Genomic DNA, 17553 nt, shown 5'->3' with positions numbered 1-17553 from the left:
CTCAGCCGACGCCGGCCCCACGCCCGGCCCCGGCCCCGGCCCGCGCATCGAGCAGTTCGCGCAGTCGTGGGGTCGGGGTCGCGCTGCGCATCAGGGGTTCGACCACCAGGTGCGACTGCACCGCCTCCACCCGCCGCACCCACGGCGAGGTGGTCAGGAACTCGTGCAGCGCCTGCTTCGACGGCTGCACGACGTCGACCAGGATCTGGTACTCCCCCATCACCACCGCCGCGTAGCGCACCAACGGCGAGTCGAGCAGCAGCCGACCCACCGCCTCGACGTCGTCGGGCCGGGTGCGGATCCACAACATGGCCTCCACCGGAAAGCCGAGCAGGGCCGGTTCGGTCGAGGCACGGATGCTCACCATGCCGGAACGGGTCAGCGCCTCCACCCGCCGGCGCGCGGTGGCCTCGGAGACACCCGCGATGGCGGCGAGTTCCTCGTGCGTTCGCCGGCCGTCCTCGGCGAGCGCGTGCAGAATGCTCCACTCCTCCGGGCCGACATCGGCGTCCGCCGGCTCGACGTTCTCGGTCGGCGTGGGAAAACGCGCGAGCGCACTCGCCTCGTCGGGGGCGAGGATGTCCGGCTGCCATTCGTGCACGGTGCGGAAGTACCGCAGCACCGGCGAGACCTGTTGGGAGACCAGGCCGGGCAGGGTGGGCAGTTCCTCCAACATCAACCGCGCGAGTCGATCGGGCGGACACTGCACCTCGGCCACACAGTCCACCGAGCCGGCCAGCACGTACGCGAACACGGTGCCGCTGCCGGACGCCGCGGCGATGGCCGCCTCGCGGACCTGCCCCGGCCGGCAGTTCAGCCGCACGATCACCGTGTCACCGCCGGCGACGAGGCCCGTCACGGTCACCGATCGGGTCTCCAGCAGGCGCAGCCCTCGGCGCGCCACGGTGCGCTCGGGTTCGCCGAGCGCGGTCGCGATCCGACGCCAGGAGGCGCGGCCGTCGACCTGGAGGGCGGCGATGATGCGGCGGTCAAGGGCGTCCACGCCCGAGTCGACTGGGGTCACCGGAAACACGGTACCCACCGACCATGCCGACCCGGGACCGCCCCACCGGGGCGACCCGTCCGAAGCCGGTATCGGCCGACCGGCCACCCGGCCGGCCGGGGAAATCCGCGGAACCGCGCGCGGCGCCCGACCGGAATCCTTCGACCGAGCGCCCCGCATCGATCACCCGCTCGATCCCCACGCGTCGCGCAACGGGCTCGATGGTGGACACCTTCGCGTCCTCGCGGGCATCCGGCCCGCCGCCCGCCGGGCGGCGGCGGGCGGCGGCGATCGGCTTGACGCGCCCACGGGCCCGCCCCGACGCGTCAACTCGCCGCAGGAGAAGGCGAGACACTCCAGAAATCGGCGTAGCGGCCCCCGTGGCGCAGCAGTTCGTCGTGGTTGCCGGATTCGACGATCCGGCCCTCGTCCAGGAAGACGATGCGATCGGCGCGTTGCACGGTTCGCATCCGGTGCGCCACCATCACCACCGTCCGGCCCGCCATCAGGCGTTCGATGCCCTCGTGGACGGCCGCCTCGTTCATCGGGTCCAGCGCCGAGGTCACCTCGTCCAGCAGCACTATCGGCGCGTTCTTGAGCAGCGCTCGCGCGATCGAGACACGCTGGCGCTCGCCGCCGGACAACAGTGCGCCGCCCTCGCCGACGTGCGTCGCCCATCCGCCGGGCAGTCGCTCGATCACCTCGTCCAGCCGGGCCGCGGTCGCCGCCGCCCGCACCGCCGCGTCGTCGGCGTCCGGACGGCCCAGGCGTACGTTCTCCTCGATCGTGCCGTCGAAGAGATAGACGTCCTGGAAGACGATGGCGAACCGCTCCATCAACACGCGCGAATCGATCGCGCGCACGTCCACGCCGCCCACCCGCACCGCGCCGGCGTCCACGTCGTGAAACCGTGCGAGCAACCGGAGCAGGGTGCTCTTGCCTGACCCCGACGGTCCGACGACGGCCAGCCGTTGTCCCTCCGGCACGGACAACGACACGTCGTCGATCACCGTACGGTCGCCGTATCGGAACACGGCGGACTCGAACTCCAGGCCGTGGCCCACCGGTTGTATCGGTTCGGCGGCTTCCGGCAGCGGTTCGGCGCGCAGCACCGCGTCGAGACCCGCGAGCACGGAACGCGCGCCGCGGAGTTTGCCGGCGATGTCCGTCAGCGACAGCAGCGGATCCGCGCAGCGGGCCGCCAACACCAGGATCGTCAGGACCTCCGCCGCGCCGACGTCCCCTTCGAGCGCGAGGTAGGCGCCCAGGACCAGCAGCACGGTGAACATCGCCTGCACCACGAGGGTCAGTCCCACCACGCCGGGCAGCGCCGACAGCGTGGAACGGCGGGAGGTGCGCCGCACCTCCCGCAGCGAGTCGTCGAGCAGCCGGAAGCGTTCGAGGGTCCGGCCGCCGGCCCGCAACACCGGTTGGGCCTGGAGGTATTCGATCACTCGTCCGGTGGCCTCGTGGTCGCGTTCGGTGCGCTCCGTGTCGGCGGCGGCCATCGAGCGTGCGGTCCGGATCTGGATCGCCGCCACGATCGGTGCGGCGGCCAACGCCGCCAGCCCCATCTGCCAGTCGAAGGCGAGCATCACGACCGCGATGGTCAGTGGGGTCACGCAGGCGGAGACGAGCGGTGCCAGCAGATGCGCGATCACGCCCATGGCCTCCAGGACGCCCCGACTGGCCAGCGTGGACACCTCCCCGACGCGGCTCGCGCTGTACCAGCCGATCGGCAACCGGGCCATGTGATCGCCGAGTCGGTGGTACGTACCCCGCAACACCGTGGTCCCGATCCGGAATCCGGACAGGTCGCCGCTGTAGCGCAGCGCGGCGTAGACCGCGACCCCGAACGCGATCAGCCAGGGCCAGGCGTCCTCGGGAGTGCTCCCGAACAACGCCCGCAGCACCGGGACCAACAGTGCGTACGACAGGCCCTCGACCAGCGCGGCCGTCGTCATCAGCGCCACGGTACGGCGCATCGGCCGGGCGTGCTCGTCGCCCAGCACACGCAGCAACATGCGGATCATCGGGACTCGTCTCCTTGCGCCGCGTCATCGGGGGTGTCCCCCTCGTCGGCGACAGCCGATCGGTGGGTATGCCAGAACGCGGCGAACTTCCCCTCCCGAGCCAGTAGTTCGGCGGGGCTGCCGCGTTCGACGATCGAGCCGTTCTCCAGCATCACGACGGTGTCGGCGTCCGCGATCGTCTCCAGGCGATGCGCGATGACCAGCATGGTGCGATCGCTTCCCGGCGTCGTCAGGGCTCGGCGCACCGCCAGTTCGGTCTGCGGGTCGGCGAACGCGGTCGCCTCGTCCAGCACCAGCACGGGTGTATCGGCCAGCAGGGCGCGGGCGATCGAGATCCGCTGCGCCTCGCCTCCCGACAGTCCGGCGTCCGCACCGATCACCGAGTCGTATCCGCGCGGCAGTTCGAGGATGCGATCGTGAATGTTCGCGAGGCGGGCGGCACGCACGACGGCGTCGAGGTCGGCCTGCGGTACGGCGAGCGCGATGTTGTCCGCGACGGACGCGCGCAACAGGCGGACGTCCTGGAAGACGAAGGAGACCATCCGGTAGAGCTCCCGGCTGTCGAGCTCGCGCAGATCGACACCGCCCAGGGCGACCGATCCGTGGGTCGGGTCGAAGAACCGCGGCAACAACTGGACCAGCGTGGACTTTCCGCTTCCCGACGGCCCGACGATGGCGGTGACCGTTCCCGGTTCGAGTACCAGGTCGATCCCGCGCAGCACCTCGTGATCGGCTTCGTAGCCGAATCGCACATCGCGCAGTTCCACCCGGTGGCCGTGTGGTGTGGCCGGGTGCGCGGGCTCCGGCAGCACCGGCGCGTCGAGTACGTCCCGGATCCGGCCGACCGCGCGCCCGGCGGCCTGCATGTCGTCGAAGCCGTGGCCGAGCGCCGCCACCGGCGCGGTCAGGCCCAGTCCGAGCAGCAGGAAGGGCAGCAGATCGGCCGGGTCCATGCCGCCGTTCGTGATCAGCGCCGCGCCGCCGACGAGCACGACCAGCAGCACGAACGGCGGCGACAACACCACCTGCATCGCGGCGGCGATCCGGGACAGCCCCTGCACCCAGCGGTGGAAGGTGTCGACGAAGTCGTCCGCGGCGGTGCGGAACTTGCGGTGGGCGCGCCCGGATCCGCCGAACGCCTTGACCACCGCGATGCCCTGCACGAACTCGACGACGGAACCGGAGATCCGTCCCATGGCCGCGTCGAACTCCTGCTGCTCGCCCAGCCGGGTCGGCGTCATCATCAACGGGACCATCGCCACCGCGAGCGCCACCGGGATCAGCGTGATCAGCGTGAGCCGCCAGTCGATGGTGAACAGGTAGATCAGCGACGCGAGCGGCACCACGAACGCGGAGACGAGTTCGCCGGGGGCGTGCGCGATGAAGGGGTGCACGGCGCTCACGTCCTCCCGCACCACCTTGGCCAGTTCGCCGGTCCGCCGCCGGGAGAACCAACCGATCGGAACGCGCCCCAACCGTGCGGCCAGTTCCCGACGGAACATCAGTTGCACCCGGCCGTCGAGGATGTGCCCGATCCCCGACGACGCCGCTGTGAGCACCAGCCGGACCAACATGCCGCTCGCGCCCGTGATCACGACCATCCGGACGTGATCACGATCGGTCGGGCCGGGCGACAGCAGGGAGCGACCCAACTCGACGACCGCCAGCAGCGGCGCCAAACCCGCGAGCGCGCCGACGACCTGCAGGACGACAACGGCGGCGAAGCTCCATCCGTACGGGCGCAACAACCGCACCAGGCTCTTCCCCGCCGCGGCATCGGCCTCCGGCGGGGATGGCTGTGATGGCGGGGATGGCGGCAGGGCCGCCGCCGGCGGTACGGACTGCGCCTCCGTCTGGGCGAGGTCGGCGGCCTTCATCGCTCTCCCGTCTGCGCCGTCATCGCGGACTCCGATCCCGGGCGCGGCTCGATCGACTTTCCGAACATGTTCCGAAAGTAGCATCGAGCCCATCCCGTGTCGACCACGAGACCCGAACCCGCGCCGACGGCACGAGGAAGGAGAAGGAGTGGCGCGGCGCGCCTGCGGAAACCACGCCCCGGCCGACCCCGGAACCCACGGGCGCACGGGTCCTCGCGGTCCACGATCCGCACCGCGACCCTCATCCGGCGCCGACCGGACCCTTGCGGTGCGTCAGCACGTTGACCACCCGGCCGTTGGGGTCGCGGACGAAGAACCGGCGTACTCCCCACTCCTCGTCCTGCAAGGGGTGCACGATCTCCGCGCCGCTCGCCCGTACCGCCGCATGGACCGCGTCCACGTCATCGACCTCGACGCTCACGTCGGGTACGACCGGCGCGGTCTTGTCATGGGTCATGAAGGTGATTTGCGCGGTGGGGTTCGACGACGAGGCGAGCGTCATCACCCAGCCGTGGTTCATGACCTCCTCGAACCCCAGGAGACCGTAGAAGTCCCGGCTCTCCGCCATGGCCTGCGAGGGAATATCGGGCATCACACGGCGAATGGACATGGGCGACTCCTGGTGACGGGCCGGGGAGCAGCGAAGAACCGCCCGCCGGCGGGCGAACACCGACGAGGGTGCCCGAAACCGCCACCGCGGTCTTGTACAAATGGGAACGCCACGCCGAACGGCCGACGACGACCCGTCCCGCGCGACGACCCGTCCCGCGGCCGCCCGGCTTCGACGAAGAGCGGCCATCGGAGGGAGCGGGCGCCGGCCGGCGGCGTACCGGATCCTCCTTCGCCGGGGAAAACCGCGTGCCGTGTCCGTTCGGACCGGGAAAGAATCGGCGCATGGCGGACATGCGAGCGTTCCGGGACGCGGTTACCGGCTGGGCGGCGGGCGGCCCCGGTGGGCCGGCGGGTGAGTTGGCCGCGCGACTGCGCGTGCGGACCGCGGTGTTGCTGGAAGGGCCGAGCGATCTCGCGGCCGTCGAGACGTTGGCCGCGCGGCGCGGCCGGGACCTGTCCTCCGAAGGGGTGTGCGCACTGCCGATGGGCGGGGCGATGAGCGTCGGCCGATACGCGGCCCTGCTCGGGCCGCCGGGGCTGGGTCTTCGCCTGGCCGGACTGTGCGACGAGGGTGAGCAGGGCTTCTACGACCGCGCTCTCGAGCGGGCCCGCGCACCGCGCCGCGGGTTCTTCGTGTGCGTGTCGGACCTGGAGGACGAACTCGTCCGCGCGCTGGGCGTGGCACGGGTCGAGGAGATCCTCGCGGCCGAGGGCGACCTTCGGGCCTGGCAGACCTTCGTGAGCCAGCCCGCCCATCGGGGCCGCCCCCCGCACCAACGGCTGCGGCGCTTCCTCGGTACGAAGAAGGGCCGCAAGATCCGCTACGGCCGACTGCTGGTCGAGGCCCTCGACTCCGAGCGGGTACCCGCGCCCCTCGACGATCTGCTCGCGAGCCTGTGACCGAGGCACCGATCGGGACCGGCGGCGGGCGCGGCGCGGTGGCGGCGGTCAGTTCGAGGAGTCGGGCCGGTAGGGACTGTGCATGGTGAGGAACCGGATGTCCAGGTCGGACTGGAGATAGTCCATGCGGCTCTCCCAGAAGGCGCTCATCCGGGGAAGCGCCAGGTGGGCGTCGAGATCGGCCTGCGAGCGCCACGCCTCGTAGAAGACGAAGACTCCGGGTTCGTCGCGGTCCTCATGGAAGTGGTATTCGAGGCAACCGGGTTCCGCTCGCGTGGGCTCGACGAACGAGAGCAGGAGCTGCTTCAACTCGGCGGCGCGTTCGGGCTTGGGCCGGGCGGTGCCGACGAGGGTGAGCGGCTGGGGCATCGGATTCTCCTCTGGCAGGTATGACGAAGTTCGTACCTAGTGCCCGGTGGACGCTAGCAAGGCAATAGGTATGATGCAAGCCGTACCTGAAGGGAGGTGGCCGCATGCCCGACGAGGAAGGTCATCCGGCCGTCGAGGAGATCGAACTCGGCCGGGTGCTCTCGGCACTGGCGGACCCGCTGCGTCGTCGGGTGGTGCGCGAGTTGGCCAACGAGCCCGACGCCACGGCGCGGACCTGTAGTTCCTTCGGGCTGCCGGTGTCCAAGGCGACCCTGACGCACCACTTCCGCACGCTGCGCGAGGCCGGGTTGGTCCGACAGGTCGACCGGGGCAACAGCCGCATGGCCAGCCTGCGTCGAGCCGACGTCGAGCGGCGATTCCCGGGACTGCTGGACATCGTCGCGGCCGAACCGCAGGACTGACCAGCGGCGCGCCCTCCCGACCCGGGGGCCGGCTCCGTACCACCGGGCCGACCCGCGTGGCGCGCCGGAGCGCCCGGCCCTTTGTGGTGGCCGGCCGTCATACCGGAGACCTACCTCCGCGTCGTCGTGCGGCGCGTGGACCTCGGCCTACCCGCTCGTGCCGTGGTGACCGCGGCTATTTGCCGGGCGTGGCGTAGTCGTGGATGTTCCCGGCGAAGTCGAAGACGACCGCGGTCTCGTCGCCGACGACCCACGCGTCGTGGCCGGGATCGCAGACGAAGACGTCACCCGCGCCGAGATCCTTCTCCTCACCGTCGTCCATGCGGATGTGCAGGTGCCCTTGGGCGACGTAACCGTTGTGGTGGAACTGGCAACTGTCGGTCCCCGCGATGGGTCCGACATCCTGCGACCACCGCCAGCCCGGTTCGAATCGGGCAACGCCGAAATCGACGCCTTCCAAACTGACTACGTCGAGGTGGCCGTGCGGCATGTCGCGGCTCTCGTCGGCCTCGTTGATCGAACGCACAGCAAGCATGGTGAATCATCTCCTTCGGAGTTCACCACTTCCATCCTGCGCTTCATCGCGAGCGAACGCGAACGCAATCCCGAACCGCAACCCGGGGCACCCATACGAATGAGTACCCCCTGCCGAGCGGGTCCGGCGGCGGGCCGGGAGTGCGGTGCGCGCGGCGGCCGGCCGCTTTGCGCGCGGGGGCCGTCGACGGGGGAACGGCACGGCAGCATGAGGGGCGCCGAGAGCCGCGGGACGGCGCGGCTCGGGAGAACGAAAGGTGACGGCAGATGCCCTACGGGATCATTCTCCTGCCCGACACGCGGACATCGGCGCGCCTGGTGGCGTATGCCCGCTCCATTGCCCGCGACGTACCCACGATCATGTGCGTGGACGAAGTGCGCCGACCACACCTGACGTTGCGGCACGTGGACTGCGATCGGGCCGAGGCCGCCGAGTTGTGGGGGCGTACCTGCGCGACGGTCCCGGCGGAGTTGCCCGTGGTGTTGTCCGGTACGCAGATCGCCGCGTTCGCGACCGGCGACCCCTACGTGCCGCAGGGCGGTGTGTACGTCGGGTCGGAGGCGCTCCGCAGCGCCGACCTCGACGCGGCGCACCGCGAAGTGCTTCGGCACGCCCGCGAGTTGTCGCTGGGCACGCTCACCTCGGCGGGCGCGGACTACCGCCCGCATGTGACCCTGGCGGTGCTCGAGACGACCGACCGCGTCCTGGTGCCGGTGCCGCCGCAGGAGTTGTCGGTCCCGTTCACCGGCCACCTGGCCTGGGGAGCGATGGGGCCGTACGGGACCTTCCCGGACATCATCGAAATCCGGAACGCCGCGGCCACGTGAGCGAACGCTGTGCGGTCGTCGCGGCGATGGTGCCGCGGAGGCGAGGGCCCCCGGGGCTTCGGCGATTCGGGGTTGGTCAGCGTAGTACGGCCGCCAGCAGGTCGGTGCCCAGGGTCGTCACGTCGGGCAGGTTGAGGGTGTAGCGGACGTAACGGCCCTGGCGTCGGGCGGTGAGCAGGCCCGCGCGGCGTAGGACGGCGAGGTGGCGGGAGACCTCCGGGGGTGACAGCTCCCAGACGTGGGCCAGTTCGCCGGTGGTGTGCGGGCTGCGGGCCAGGGTGCGCAGCAGGCGCAGCCGTACCGGATGGGCGAGTGCCTCCAGGCGCAGGGTGACCGTTTCCAGTGGCACCGGTTCCGAGGCGCTCGACTCGGCCACGGGGTACTGCACCACCGGATGCCACCCGGGCGCGTGGACCACGACCAGGTGCGGGCGATTGAAGACGGTGGGGATGAAGGTGACCCCGGTGTCGTACGCGGTGGTCGCCTTGTCCTGCAGCTTGTCGATGACGATGCGGTCGCCGTCCGGTGCCAGCGCGATCGCGCCGGAGACCGATGCGAGGGCGGGCCCGATGCCCTTGCGCTTGAGCAGGTCGTTCTTCAGGCGCAGGTCGGTGGCGAGTTGTATGGCGACGCCCGACCAGGCGGCGTCGAAGAAGGCCTCGGCGCACTGTTCGAGGGTTTCGCGCATCCACACCCGCACGGTGGCCGGGTCCGCGAGCAGCCGTTCGGCGAAGGCCTCCTGTCGTGCGCCGCGGGCCTGGGCCAGATCCAGGGCCCGTTCGCGGGCGGTGGAGTCGGTGAGCGGCGAGGGTGCGGCGAAGCGGACCCGGTTGCCGCCGCACGTGGTGACGAGTGCGGCGGTCACGTATCTCTCGTCGTCGATCCGGTCCACGTCGTGCAACTCCTCGGCGAGGGTCGGCCGGGGCCGGGCGGGGATCAGGAAGTCGGCCTGTGAGGAGCGCCAGAGAAAGTCCGCCTCCCGCAACCGTTCGGCGAGCTCCGGTGACAGCCCGGCCCAGACGTCCCCGGCCCAGGCGGCGAACTGCGGATGATGCCCGGGTTCGGCCAGCACGTGCAGCATCGCGGTCAGTTCGGCCAGCGGGGATGCGGCGAATCGCACTCGCCCGGACGGCAAGCCGCTGATGTCGATCCTCAAGGTCACCCCCTCATCATCACCGACCGTACGACCGGCGACCGCGTCGATTGACGGTGTCCGTCAACCGACGCGGGCGAACCCGGCGGCCGAAAGCACCGTTGTCGCCATGCCAACCACCATCAAGATCCGGCCCCGTGCCCTCGTCCGTGCCTCCGGAGGCCCCCACTACGCCGTCGCCCTGGCCGTGGACGCGCTCGGCACCGGCCTGTTGCGGCCCTTTCTGCTGCTCTACGGGATGACGGTGCTGAGGTTGTCCGCGCCGGCCACCGGTATCGCCATGACGGTCGGCGTCGTCGTGGGCCTGGTGTGCATGCCCGCCGTGGGTCGATGGCTGGACCGGGGCGCACGCAGCACGGTCGTGGCGGCGTCGATGCTGGTTCGGGTGCTGGGAGTGGCGCTGCTGCCGGCCACCCCGGCGGGGCAGGTCTGGGTGTTCGCGGCGGCGGCGCTGTTCCTCGGCATCGGCAACCAGGCATGGCCGGCCGCCCACGCGGCTCTCGTGGCCACGATCGCCCACGGCCGGGAACGCGACGCCGCTCTCGCGGCGGGCCGTGCCCTGCGCAACGCCGGCCTGGGGGTGGGCGCGCTCCTCGCCACCGTGTGCCTCGCGGGCGGCGCCACCGCCTTGCAGGCACTGGCCGCCGTCACCGGGCTCGCCTATCTCACGGCGGCGGCCCTGGCCTGGTCGGTCCACCTGCGCGCGCATCCGGCGGCCACCGCGGTCGAGGACCGGGACGAGGGGCCCGCTCCCCGGATGCGCGCCGTGTTGGCCGGCAACGTGGTCTACGTCTTCTGCCTCAACGTCCCCGAGATCGCGCTCCCGCTGGTGCTGGTGACGCAGTTGCACGCATCGCCCGTGTGGTCGGCGGCCATCTTCGTGGCCAACACGGTGCTGGTGGTCACGCTGCAGGTTCCGCTCACCGTGCTGATGTCCCGATTCTCCCGGCGGACCGTGCTGGCTCTGGCCGGCGTCGTACTCACCGCGTCCTACCTGGGCTTCCTCGCGGCCACCTCACTGGGGCACGGCTGGGGTGCCCCGGCCGTCGTGGTGATGTCCGTGCTCTGCACCATCGGCGAGATCCTCTACGCCGGCAGTGCCACCGCCCTCGTCACCGCCCTCGCCCCGGCCCACGTCCTGGGACGATCCCTCGCCCGCTTCCAACTCTCCACGGGCTTCGGCCTCGCCGTCTCCCCGGCGGTCTTCACCTCTCTCGCACCGCACGGTCCGACCGCACTGTGGGGCAGCCTGGCCGCTGCGACACTCCTCTCCGCGTCCGCGGTCGCCATCGAGAAGGACGAAGGAACACAACCAGGCGAAAGCGCCCACCGGGCGCGAGCGGCCTCGTGAGCTCGGGGGAGCGTCGGCAGGCGCTCGTCGGCCGACACCTTCGTCGAGACAGCTCTTGTGAATTTAAATCGATCGAGTTAAGTTCGCCGCGCGGGACGGCGGACGGAGGACCGCCGAGCGCCGGAACCGCGATTTTCGGATCGACGGTTCCGGCGTCCCCGCCCATGGGGGACGCGGGTTGCCCCGGATCCGGCCGGCGGAGCGGCCCCGACCGAACTCCGGGCGCTCGCGCTCGTCCACCGGCACGCCGACCACCGCTCATGCGTCGTCGTCCCGAAGTCCTGCGGCGGGCTTGGGATTCCGCCCCCGAGCCGAGCCGATCCCGAGCCGGAGAGCAGCGAACATGCCCGCACTCGGGTTCGCGATCCGCACCGCCTTGCACAGCGACTGATTCGCCGCCCGCGACGTGGACCACCCGTCACGCGGCACACCACCCACCCCATCCCACCTTCGCAAGGGGACCACCATGGATACCGAAGACCTCCTCGACGGCAACGACGCGGTGGGCCTGGCCGCGCTGGTCCGGGACGGACGGATCTCGCCGCACGAACTTCTCGACGCCGTCGCAGCCCGCATCGAGGCACGCGATCCGGTCGTCAACGCGTTCGTCGCCACCCGCATCGACCGGGCCCGCGCCGAGATCGACGCGGGATTGCCGGACGGACCGCTGCGGGGTGTGCCGTTCGCGGTCAAGGACATCTCCTGCGACATGGCCGGACTGCCCACCACCGCCGGGTCCCGGCTGTTCGCCGATGCCGTCGCCGCCGACGACGGGGTGTTGGTGACCCGCTACCGGCGTGCCGGCCTGGTCCTGGTCGGCAAGACCAACACCCCCGAGTTCGGCAAGAACGCCTCCACCGAGCCGGTGTTGCACGGCCCGACCCGCAATCCGTGGCGCCTGACCCACTCGGCGGGCGGATCCTCCGGCGGCTCGGCCGCGGCGGTCGCCGCGGGCATGTTGCCGGCCGCGCACGCGAACGACGGCGGCGGGTCGACCCGGATCCCGGCCGGCTGCTGCGGCCTGTTCGGGCTCAAACCCTCACGGGGGCGCGTCCCGGACGACCGCGGCGCGGGCGCCTTCGCCTATCCCGTGGCCGCGCACCACGCGCTCACCCGCAGCGTCCGGGACAGCGCCGCCCTGCTCGACGCGGTCACCGGACCCGTGCCGGGCGACCCGTACGCCGCGCTGCCGACTCCGGTCGGCGGTTCGTTCCTCGCCGCGCTCGCCACACCGCCCGCCCGGCTCCGGGTCGGCATGAGCACCCGGGCCCCGGGCGGTGGCGTCGCGCCCGAACTCGTGCGCGCCGTCGAGCACATCGCGGCGCACCTGACCGACCTCGGTCACCACGTCGAGGAGGCAGCACCGACCTGGGACGCCCGCAAGGTCTCCCGTGCGAGCGCGATCGTGATGGCGGCGTCGTCGCGCGCGCAGATCCAGGACCGACTCGCCGTGCTCGGGCGTGAGCTCGCCGACGACGACCTGGAGCCGTTCACCCGGTACCTGTACGACGCGCTGGGCGGCTCCGGCGCGGTCGACCTGCATCACGCGCTGAAGGACATCGAACGCGCCGGCCGCGAGATCGCACCGTTCTTCGATCGATACGACATCTGGCTGACGCCCACGATGGCCGTCACCACCCCCGAACTGGGCGTCCTGGACACCACCGACCCGGCGGCGATGACGGCACACGGACCGAACGCCACCAGGTTCACCCAGATCTTCAACGTCACCGGTCTGCCGGCGGCGAGCATCCCGGCCGGGTTCGACGGCGCGGGCCTGCCGGTCGGCGTACAGATCGCCGGCCGCATGGGTGCGGAGGCCGTGCTGCTGCGGCTCGCCGCGCAACTGGAGGAGGCCGCGCCGTGGCCCTGGCAGCCGGTCTGGCCGCCGGCGGGAGCCCGGCCGGACATCGAGCCGCCGGTGGGCGGCTGACCCGGGCATCGGCCGCCGACGCGTCAGGGCCCCGGCGGCGCGTCGGCGGCCAGGGTCTCCGCGCTGACCGGGGTGGTCAGCGCGGCGACCGCGACGTCCACGAGGTTGGCCACGAACTTCGCGTGCGACATCCGGAACGCGTGCTCCGGCGCGCCCTCGGCGATGCCCCTGGCCCGGGCGGAGGCCGCCCGGCTCACGAACGCGCCGACGAGCAGGCTGCGGATCTCCAGAATGTCGTCGGGGACGTCCGGACAACGTTGGGCGACGACCCGCAGTACCTCCGGCGCGCCGCCCTTGTGCACCCGTTCGCGCACCTCCTCGCTCGACCACACCGGATGTCCGGTCAGGTCGGCGTGGATCTGCAGGTACGCCCGGTCGCGCCAGTCCCCGTCGCACAGGTCCGCGATCGGTCGCACCAGGGCCTCGACCACGGGCCGCATCGCGCTGGGCGACGCCGCGGCGGCCTCGCCCAGCAGGGCCAGGCGCCGAGCCCGCAGCCGCTCGACGTTCTCGGCGACGATGGCCCGCAGCACACCTTCGCGATCCTTGAAGTGGTAGACCAGCGCGGCGGTGTTGCGCTGACCGGCGGCGCGTACGATCGCCGCCTGCGAGACGGCGTTCACCCCGTGCTCGGCGAACAGGCGCGTGGCGGCGTCGATCAGCTTGCGACGTGTGGGTTCGGGATCCGGAGCCATGGCGACCTCACTCTAGCCGGCGCTGCACCATCCACCGGCTCCGGGCCTTCCGGATGGTTCTCGTCGTCGGGACACGTCTCGATCGCATGGATCCGACAATCCGATCCAGATAACTCGGAGTCTTTAAATCGTATCCAACGGGCCGACATTTCCGCGAGTGCGCGGGTGATGCCACCGGTGATCCGCCCTGATCCCCCGGCTCCGCGCCACCCGTGAACGCGCCGAACCGGCTCACCCATATCGGGGCACCTGCGCAATGGCTGATCCGGCCGCGCCCGGCCGCCGACCGGGCGAGCCGCGCAGGCGGGGCCCTGCCGACGGCTCCGGGTTCAGTTCTTGTGCGGATCGTGGGCCACGACGCAGAACGGGTGGCCGTCCGGGTCCTCCAACACCACGAAATCCGGGTCGTCCGGGTAGTCCCACTCGGGTCGACCGGCACCCAGTCCGATCAGGCGTTCGACCTCGCCGGCCTGGTCGTCGGTGTACAGGTCCAAGTGGACCCGCACCGGTTCGACTCGCTCGCGCACCTCGCCGAGTTGAAGCGAGAGGGCGTGCCCGCTCCCGTCCGGTTCGACCAGGACGACGAAATCGGTGTCCTCGGTGACCCGATCACGGGGGCGAAGCCCGAGCGCGGACGTCCAGAACTCGATCGCTCGCGGCAGATCGGTGGTGGTGATGACCGTACATCCCATGCGTAGCGTCATGTCCTTGCCGCTTCCCGACAACGATCGTTCGATTCCTCGCCCCCGTTGCGGGTAACGGCTCCGCCGACGGTGATCACCCTCGCGACACGGAGCGGCCGGCCATGTCTTCCAAGAGCGCCACATCCCCTGGCCCGACCAAGACGGCCGAGACGAGGCGCGAGCTCGTCGGCGCGGTGCTCGCCGAGGCGGGCACGACGTACGCCCGGCAGGCCGGCATCCGTCTGACGAACAAGCCGGCGCCGCTGTGGCGGCTGCTCGTGCTGAGCAACTTGATCTCCACGCGCATCAAGGCCGATATCGCGGTGCGCGCGGCGCGGGAACTGATCGACGCGGGCGGCGGCACACCGAAGGGCATGGGCGACCTGACCTGGCAACAACGGGTGGACGCGCTCGGACGGGCGCACTACGTGCGCTACGACGAAGGCACCGCGACACGGCTCGGCGCATGCGCCGATCTGGCTCGCGACCGTTACGCGGGCGACCTGCGTCGCCTGGCCCGGGAGTCCGGCGAACGCCGCGAGCGAGTGCTGGAACTGTTGCGCGAATTCCCCGGCATCGGCCCGTCCGGCGCCTTGATCTTCTGCCGTGAGGCCCAGGAGGTGTGGCCCTTCCTGCGCCCGGTTCTGGACGAGAAGGCGCTCGCGGGGGCGACTCGTGTCGGCCTGCCGAAGACCGCCGCCGCGTTGGCCGAACTGGTCGACGGCGACGACTTGGCGCGCTTCGCGGCGGCACTGGTACGCATCGACCTGAACCGCGACCTGGCGGCAAAGGTCACCGCGTCCGGGTAGGGACACCGGCGCGCCGCCGCGCACTGCCGCGGCAAAAGTATCGAAGAGTAGATATTTCGTTGTACAAGCCGGTCCGCCCTGCGCATGAAGACCGTTGCCGGTGGAAACGGGACGCTGGAGTTCCCCCCTCGATCACTCGAAAGGAAGAACCGTGAACAACAAAAAGAGGTTCGCCGTACTCGCCACCGCCGCAGCGCTGTTGACGGCGCCCGGCCTGACGGTGAGCCAAGCCGTGGCGACGACGGGATCGGCGACCGTCCCCGCGACCGGATTCGCGGCCGCCGCCCCCTCGGTCGGCCCCGGCTGGCACCACGTGCAGGACTTCGCACCCGAAGACTTGGGCGGCTGCCACACCAGGGGCCAGTGGTACCTGGACAACGGAGCCAACAGGTACGAGTGCCGACCTGCCGGCGTCTGGCAACTGTGGGTGCTCACGGACTCGTGAGCCGCCCCTCGGGCGGGACCTCGGCGGTGCTTCGGACCCACCGCCGTAGGTCCCGCCCGGGGTCCGCCCCGATCCGGACGCCGAACGGCACGGGCGGGTGCGACGCAGCGCGGCGACGGCGGGCGCGGGTGGGTGTGCGCTGACCTCGCGGCCGGCCCCCTTGACCTTGACACCGTGACAAGGTCTTGACTACGGCCGAGGAGGTGGTCCCGATGACCTTGCCGAAGCAGGAGACGGATGCGCCGCGCGTTCTTCGGGCGCTGGAGGACGGCCGCTCGTCGGTGCGGCTGCGGGCGGCGATGGTGGCCGGCACGACCCCGGACCCGCGGTTCGTGGACAGGCTCGTCGAGCGATGCGCGATCGAGCCCGATTTCCAGGTGCGCGAGATGCTCACGTGGGCACTCACCCGCCACGCGTCGTCGACGACGGTCCCGGCACTCGTCCGTGAAGTCCGCTCGGAGCGGGCGCAGGCCCGAAGCCAGGCGCTGCACACGCTGTCCAAGATCGGGGATCGCCAGGCGTGGCCGGCGATCACCCGGGCGCTTTTGTCCGACCCGGACGACGAGGTGGCGCGGAGCGCTTGGCGGGCGGCGGTCGTCCTCGTGCCCGAGGGTGAAGAGCCCGCGTTGGCCGCGGTGTTGGCGACCCAACTCGGGCGCGGCGAGCGCGAGACCCGGCTGAGCCTCAGCCGGGCGCTGATCGCGCTCGGTGAGGCGATCGTGCCGATCCTGCGCGCGGCGATGACGGTTCTCGACCCTGACGTGCGCCGGCACGCGATCGCCACGGAGCGACTGTTGCGCGACCCGGACGCGGGATTCGAGTTCGCGACCGAGGAGGCGAAGCGTGTCGTGGCCCTCGGCAGGGCCGGCCGGGAGGAGTGACCGGCCGTGTTGATCGGTGATGTGGCACGACGGTCCGGGGTCAGCGCCCGCATGCTCAGGCATTACGAATCGCTCGGGTTGTTGCGGCCGACGGGTCGCACCGAAGGCGGCTATCGCGAGTACTCCGGGGAGGACATCCGGCGCATCTTCCATATCGAGAGCCTGCGGTCGCTGGGGTTGTCGCTGCGTGAGGTCGGATCCGCGCTGGATGATCCCGGCTTCAAGCCCGCGGAACTCGTCGACGACCTGATCCTCCGGACGCGGGAACGCATCGCGCGTGAGACGGCGCTGCTGACTCGACTTCGTCGGATCGAGGCCGCGGAACCCGCCGGCTGGGAGGACGTCCTCCAGGTCGTCGCACTCCTCCAGGCCCTGGGGTCGGAGAGCGCCGGGAAGCGCCAGCGCGCGGCGTTGGCCTCGGCCGAAGAGGTTCCGGTGCCGGTGGAGGCCCTGGTCGAGGCGACGTTGAGCGAAACGGACCCGAACGTCGCCGGGGCCCTTCGATGGGCCTTGGCGCGATCGGACGACGGCGGATGGGCGCGGCCACTGGCGGAGGGTCTCGACTCACCGTCGGCCGAGGTGCGCGAACGTGCCGTCCGGGCCATCGCGGAGATTCCGAACGACGAGGCGTCCGCACTGCTGCGGGACGCCCTCACGCACTCCGACCTCGTGGTCCGCAGGTGTGCGGCTCTGGCGCTCGGTCCGCGCGGAGTGGCCGCCGCGGTCCCGACGCTCGTGGACATGGTCGTCCAGGACACGAACGACGTCGACGCGGCCGATGCGCTGAGCGCGTTGGCGAGTCGTCCCGCGTTGGCGGATGAGATCGCCGGCAGGCTCGTCGACTGCCTCGCCCACGGCACCGCCGAAGCGTCCGCACGTCGACGGCTGACCCAGGCACTCGCGGACATCCCGGGACTCACGGCGTCCCGCGCCCTGGCGGATCTGTCACGTGACGAAGACCGTGCGGTCGCGCTCACGGCGGCATACATCCTCACGCTGCGCGACGCGCGATGAAGGTTGCCTTC

18 protein-coding genes are annotated in these 17553 nt (G+C 71.4%); 9 read left to right on the top strand and 9 right to left on the bottom strand.

Annotation, left to right across the window (positions count from 1 at the left end; translation table 11 throughout):
• Position 1: 1 nt before the first annotated feature.
• From OG948_RS52210 to OG948_RS52195, 4 genes are all read right to left on the bottom strand, one after another.
• Complete coding sequence (locus tag OG948_RS52210; protein WP_331772113.1) at positions 2-1024, bottom strand: Lrp/AsnC family transcriptional regulator; 1023 nt, start codon at positions 1022-1024, stop codon at positions 2-4.
• Positions 1025-1329: 305 nt separating this feature from the next.
• Positions 1330-3036 (bottom strand): ABC transporter ATP-binding protein, encoded by a 1707-nt coding sequence (locus tag OG948_RS52205; protein WP_331772112.1) that lies wholly within the window; start codon positions 3034-3036, stop codon positions 1330-1332.
• Entirely contained in the window at positions 3033-4913 is a 1881-nt protein-coding gene (locus OG948_RS52200) for an ABC transporter ATP-binding protein (RefSeq protein WP_331772111.1), read from the bottom strand. Before OG948_RS52200 ends, OG948_RS52205 begins: the two co-directional genes overlap by 4 nt.
• A gap of 241 nt (positions 4914-5154) precedes the next feature.
• Complete coding sequence (locus OG948_RS52195; RefSeq protein ID WP_331772110.1) at positions 5155-5523, bottom strand: VOC family protein; 369 nt, start codon at positions 5521-5523, stop codon at positions 5155-5157.
• 284 nt (positions 5524-5807) lie between these two features.
• On the opposite strand from OG948_RS52195, the gene OG948_RS52190 reads away from it, so the two are divergent.
• Entirely contained in the window at positions 5808-6425 is a 618-nt protein-coding gene (locus tag OG948_RS52190) for a TOPRIM nucleotidyl transferase/hydrolase domain-containing protein (RefSeq protein ID WP_331772109.1), read from the top strand.
• Positions 6426-6473: 48 nt separating this feature from the next.
• Here OG948_RS52190 and OG948_RS52185 read toward each other — a convergent pair whose 3' ends face one another.
• The gene (locus tag OG948_RS52185) at positions 6474-6794 is read right to left on the bottom strand and encodes a putative quinol monooxygenase (RefSeq protein WP_331772108.1); all 321 of its coding nucleotides are present in this window, start codon (positions 6792-6794) and stop codon (positions 6474-6476) included.
• Between the two features lie 104 nt (positions 6795-6898).
• Here OG948_RS52185 and OG948_RS52180 point away from each other — a divergent pair, with 104 nt between their 5' ends.
• Complete coding sequence (locus OG948_RS52180) at positions 6899-7216, top strand: helix-turn-helix domain-containing protein (RefSeq protein ID WP_331772107.1); 318 nt, start codon at positions 6899-6901, stop codon at positions 7214-7216.
• 175 nt (positions 7217-7391) lie between these two features.
• Here the strand turns inward: OG948_RS52180 and OG948_RS52175 are convergent, their stop codons facing one another.
• Positions 7392-7751, bottom strand: coding sequence for a cupin domain-containing protein (locus tag OG948_RS52175; protein WP_331772106.1), 360 nt, complete (start codon positions 7749-7751; stop codon positions 7392-7394).
• Positions 7752-8017: 266 nt separating this feature from the next.
• Here OG948_RS52175 and OG948_RS52170 point away from each other — a divergent pair, with 266 nt between their 5' ends.
• Positions 8018-8578 carry a hypothetical protein gene (locus tag OG948_RS52170; protein WP_331772105.1) on the top strand — a complete coding sequence of 187 codons (561 nt, stop codon included), beginning with the start codon at positions 8018-8020 and terminating at the stop codon, positions 8576-8578.
• 76 nt (positions 8579-8654) lie between these two features.
• Here OG948_RS52170 and OG948_RS52165 read toward each other — a convergent pair whose 3' ends face one another.
• Complete coding sequence (locus OG948_RS52165; protein WP_331772104.1) at positions 8655-9740, bottom strand: helix-turn-helix domain-containing protein; 1086 nt, start codon at positions 9738-9740, stop codon at positions 8655-8657.
• A gap of 100 nt (positions 9741-9840) precedes the next feature.
• Here OG948_RS52165 and OG948_RS52160 point away from each other — a divergent pair, with 100 nt between their 5' ends.
• Both OG948_RS52160 and OG948_RS52155 read left to right on the top strand, forming a co-directional pair.
• A complete protein-coding gene (locus OG948_RS52160; protein WP_331772103.1) occupies positions 9841-11082 on the top strand; it encodes an MFS transporter in 1242 nt (413 codons plus the stop codon).
• A 466-nt stretch (positions 11083-11548) separates the two neighbouring features.
• A complete protein-coding gene (locus OG948_RS52155) occupies positions 11549-13015 on the top strand; it encodes an amidase (protein ID WP_331772102.1) in 1467 nt (488 codons plus the stop codon).
• A 23-nt stretch (positions 13016-13038) separates the two neighbouring features.
• Here OG948_RS52155 and OG948_RS52150 read toward each other — a convergent pair whose 3' ends face one another.
• Together OG948_RS52150 and OG948_RS52145 are read right to left on the bottom strand one after the other, a co-directional pair.
• Positions 13039-13710, bottom strand: a complete 672-nt coding sequence (locus OG948_RS52150) for a helix-turn-helix domain-containing protein (RefSeq protein WP_331772101.1) — start codon at positions 13708-13710, stop codon at positions 13039-13041.
• 329 nt (positions 13711-14039) lie between these two features.
• Entirely contained in the window at positions 14040-14414 is a 375-nt protein-coding gene (locus tag OG948_RS52145; RefSeq protein ID WP_331772100.1) for a VOC family protein, read from the bottom strand.
• 101 nt (positions 14415-14515) lie between these two features.
• Here OG948_RS52145 and OG948_RS52140 point away from each other — a divergent pair, with 101 nt between their 5' ends.
• From OG948_RS52140 to OG948_RS52125, 4 genes are all read left to right on the top strand, one after another.
• Positions 14516-15202, top strand: coding sequence for an endonuclease (locus OG948_RS52140; protein WP_331772099.1), 687 nt, complete (start codon positions 14516-14518; stop codon positions 15200-15202).
• Positions 15203-15353: 151 nt separating this feature from the next.
• Entirely contained in the window at positions 15354-15647 is a 294-nt protein-coding gene (locus tag OG948_RS52135; RefSeq protein WP_331772098.1) for a hypothetical protein, read from the top strand.
• A 212-nt stretch (positions 15648-15859) separates the two neighbouring features.
• Positions 15860-16528: a HEAT repeat domain-containing protein gene (locus tag OG948_RS52130; RefSeq protein ID WP_331772097.1), complete on the top strand. Its 669-nt coding sequence runs from the start codon at positions 15860-15862 to the stop codon at positions 16526-16528.
• A gap of 6 nt (positions 16529-16534) precedes the next feature.
• A complete protein-coding gene (locus OG948_RS52125) occupies positions 16535-17542 on the top strand; it encodes a HEAT repeat domain-containing protein (protein WP_331772096.1) in 1008 nt (335 codons plus the stop codon).
• The last annotated feature ends 11 nt before the right edge of the window (positions 17543-17553 follow it).

The sequence above is a fragment of the Embleya sp. NBC_00888 genome (assembly GCF_045207655.1).
Classification (GTDB): Bacteria; Actinomycetota; Actinomycetes; order Streptomycetales; family Streptomycetaceae; genus Embleya.
The sequence above is the reverse complement of the archived record's forward strand: the minus strand, read 5'-3'. Positions and strand labels throughout refer to the sequence as shown.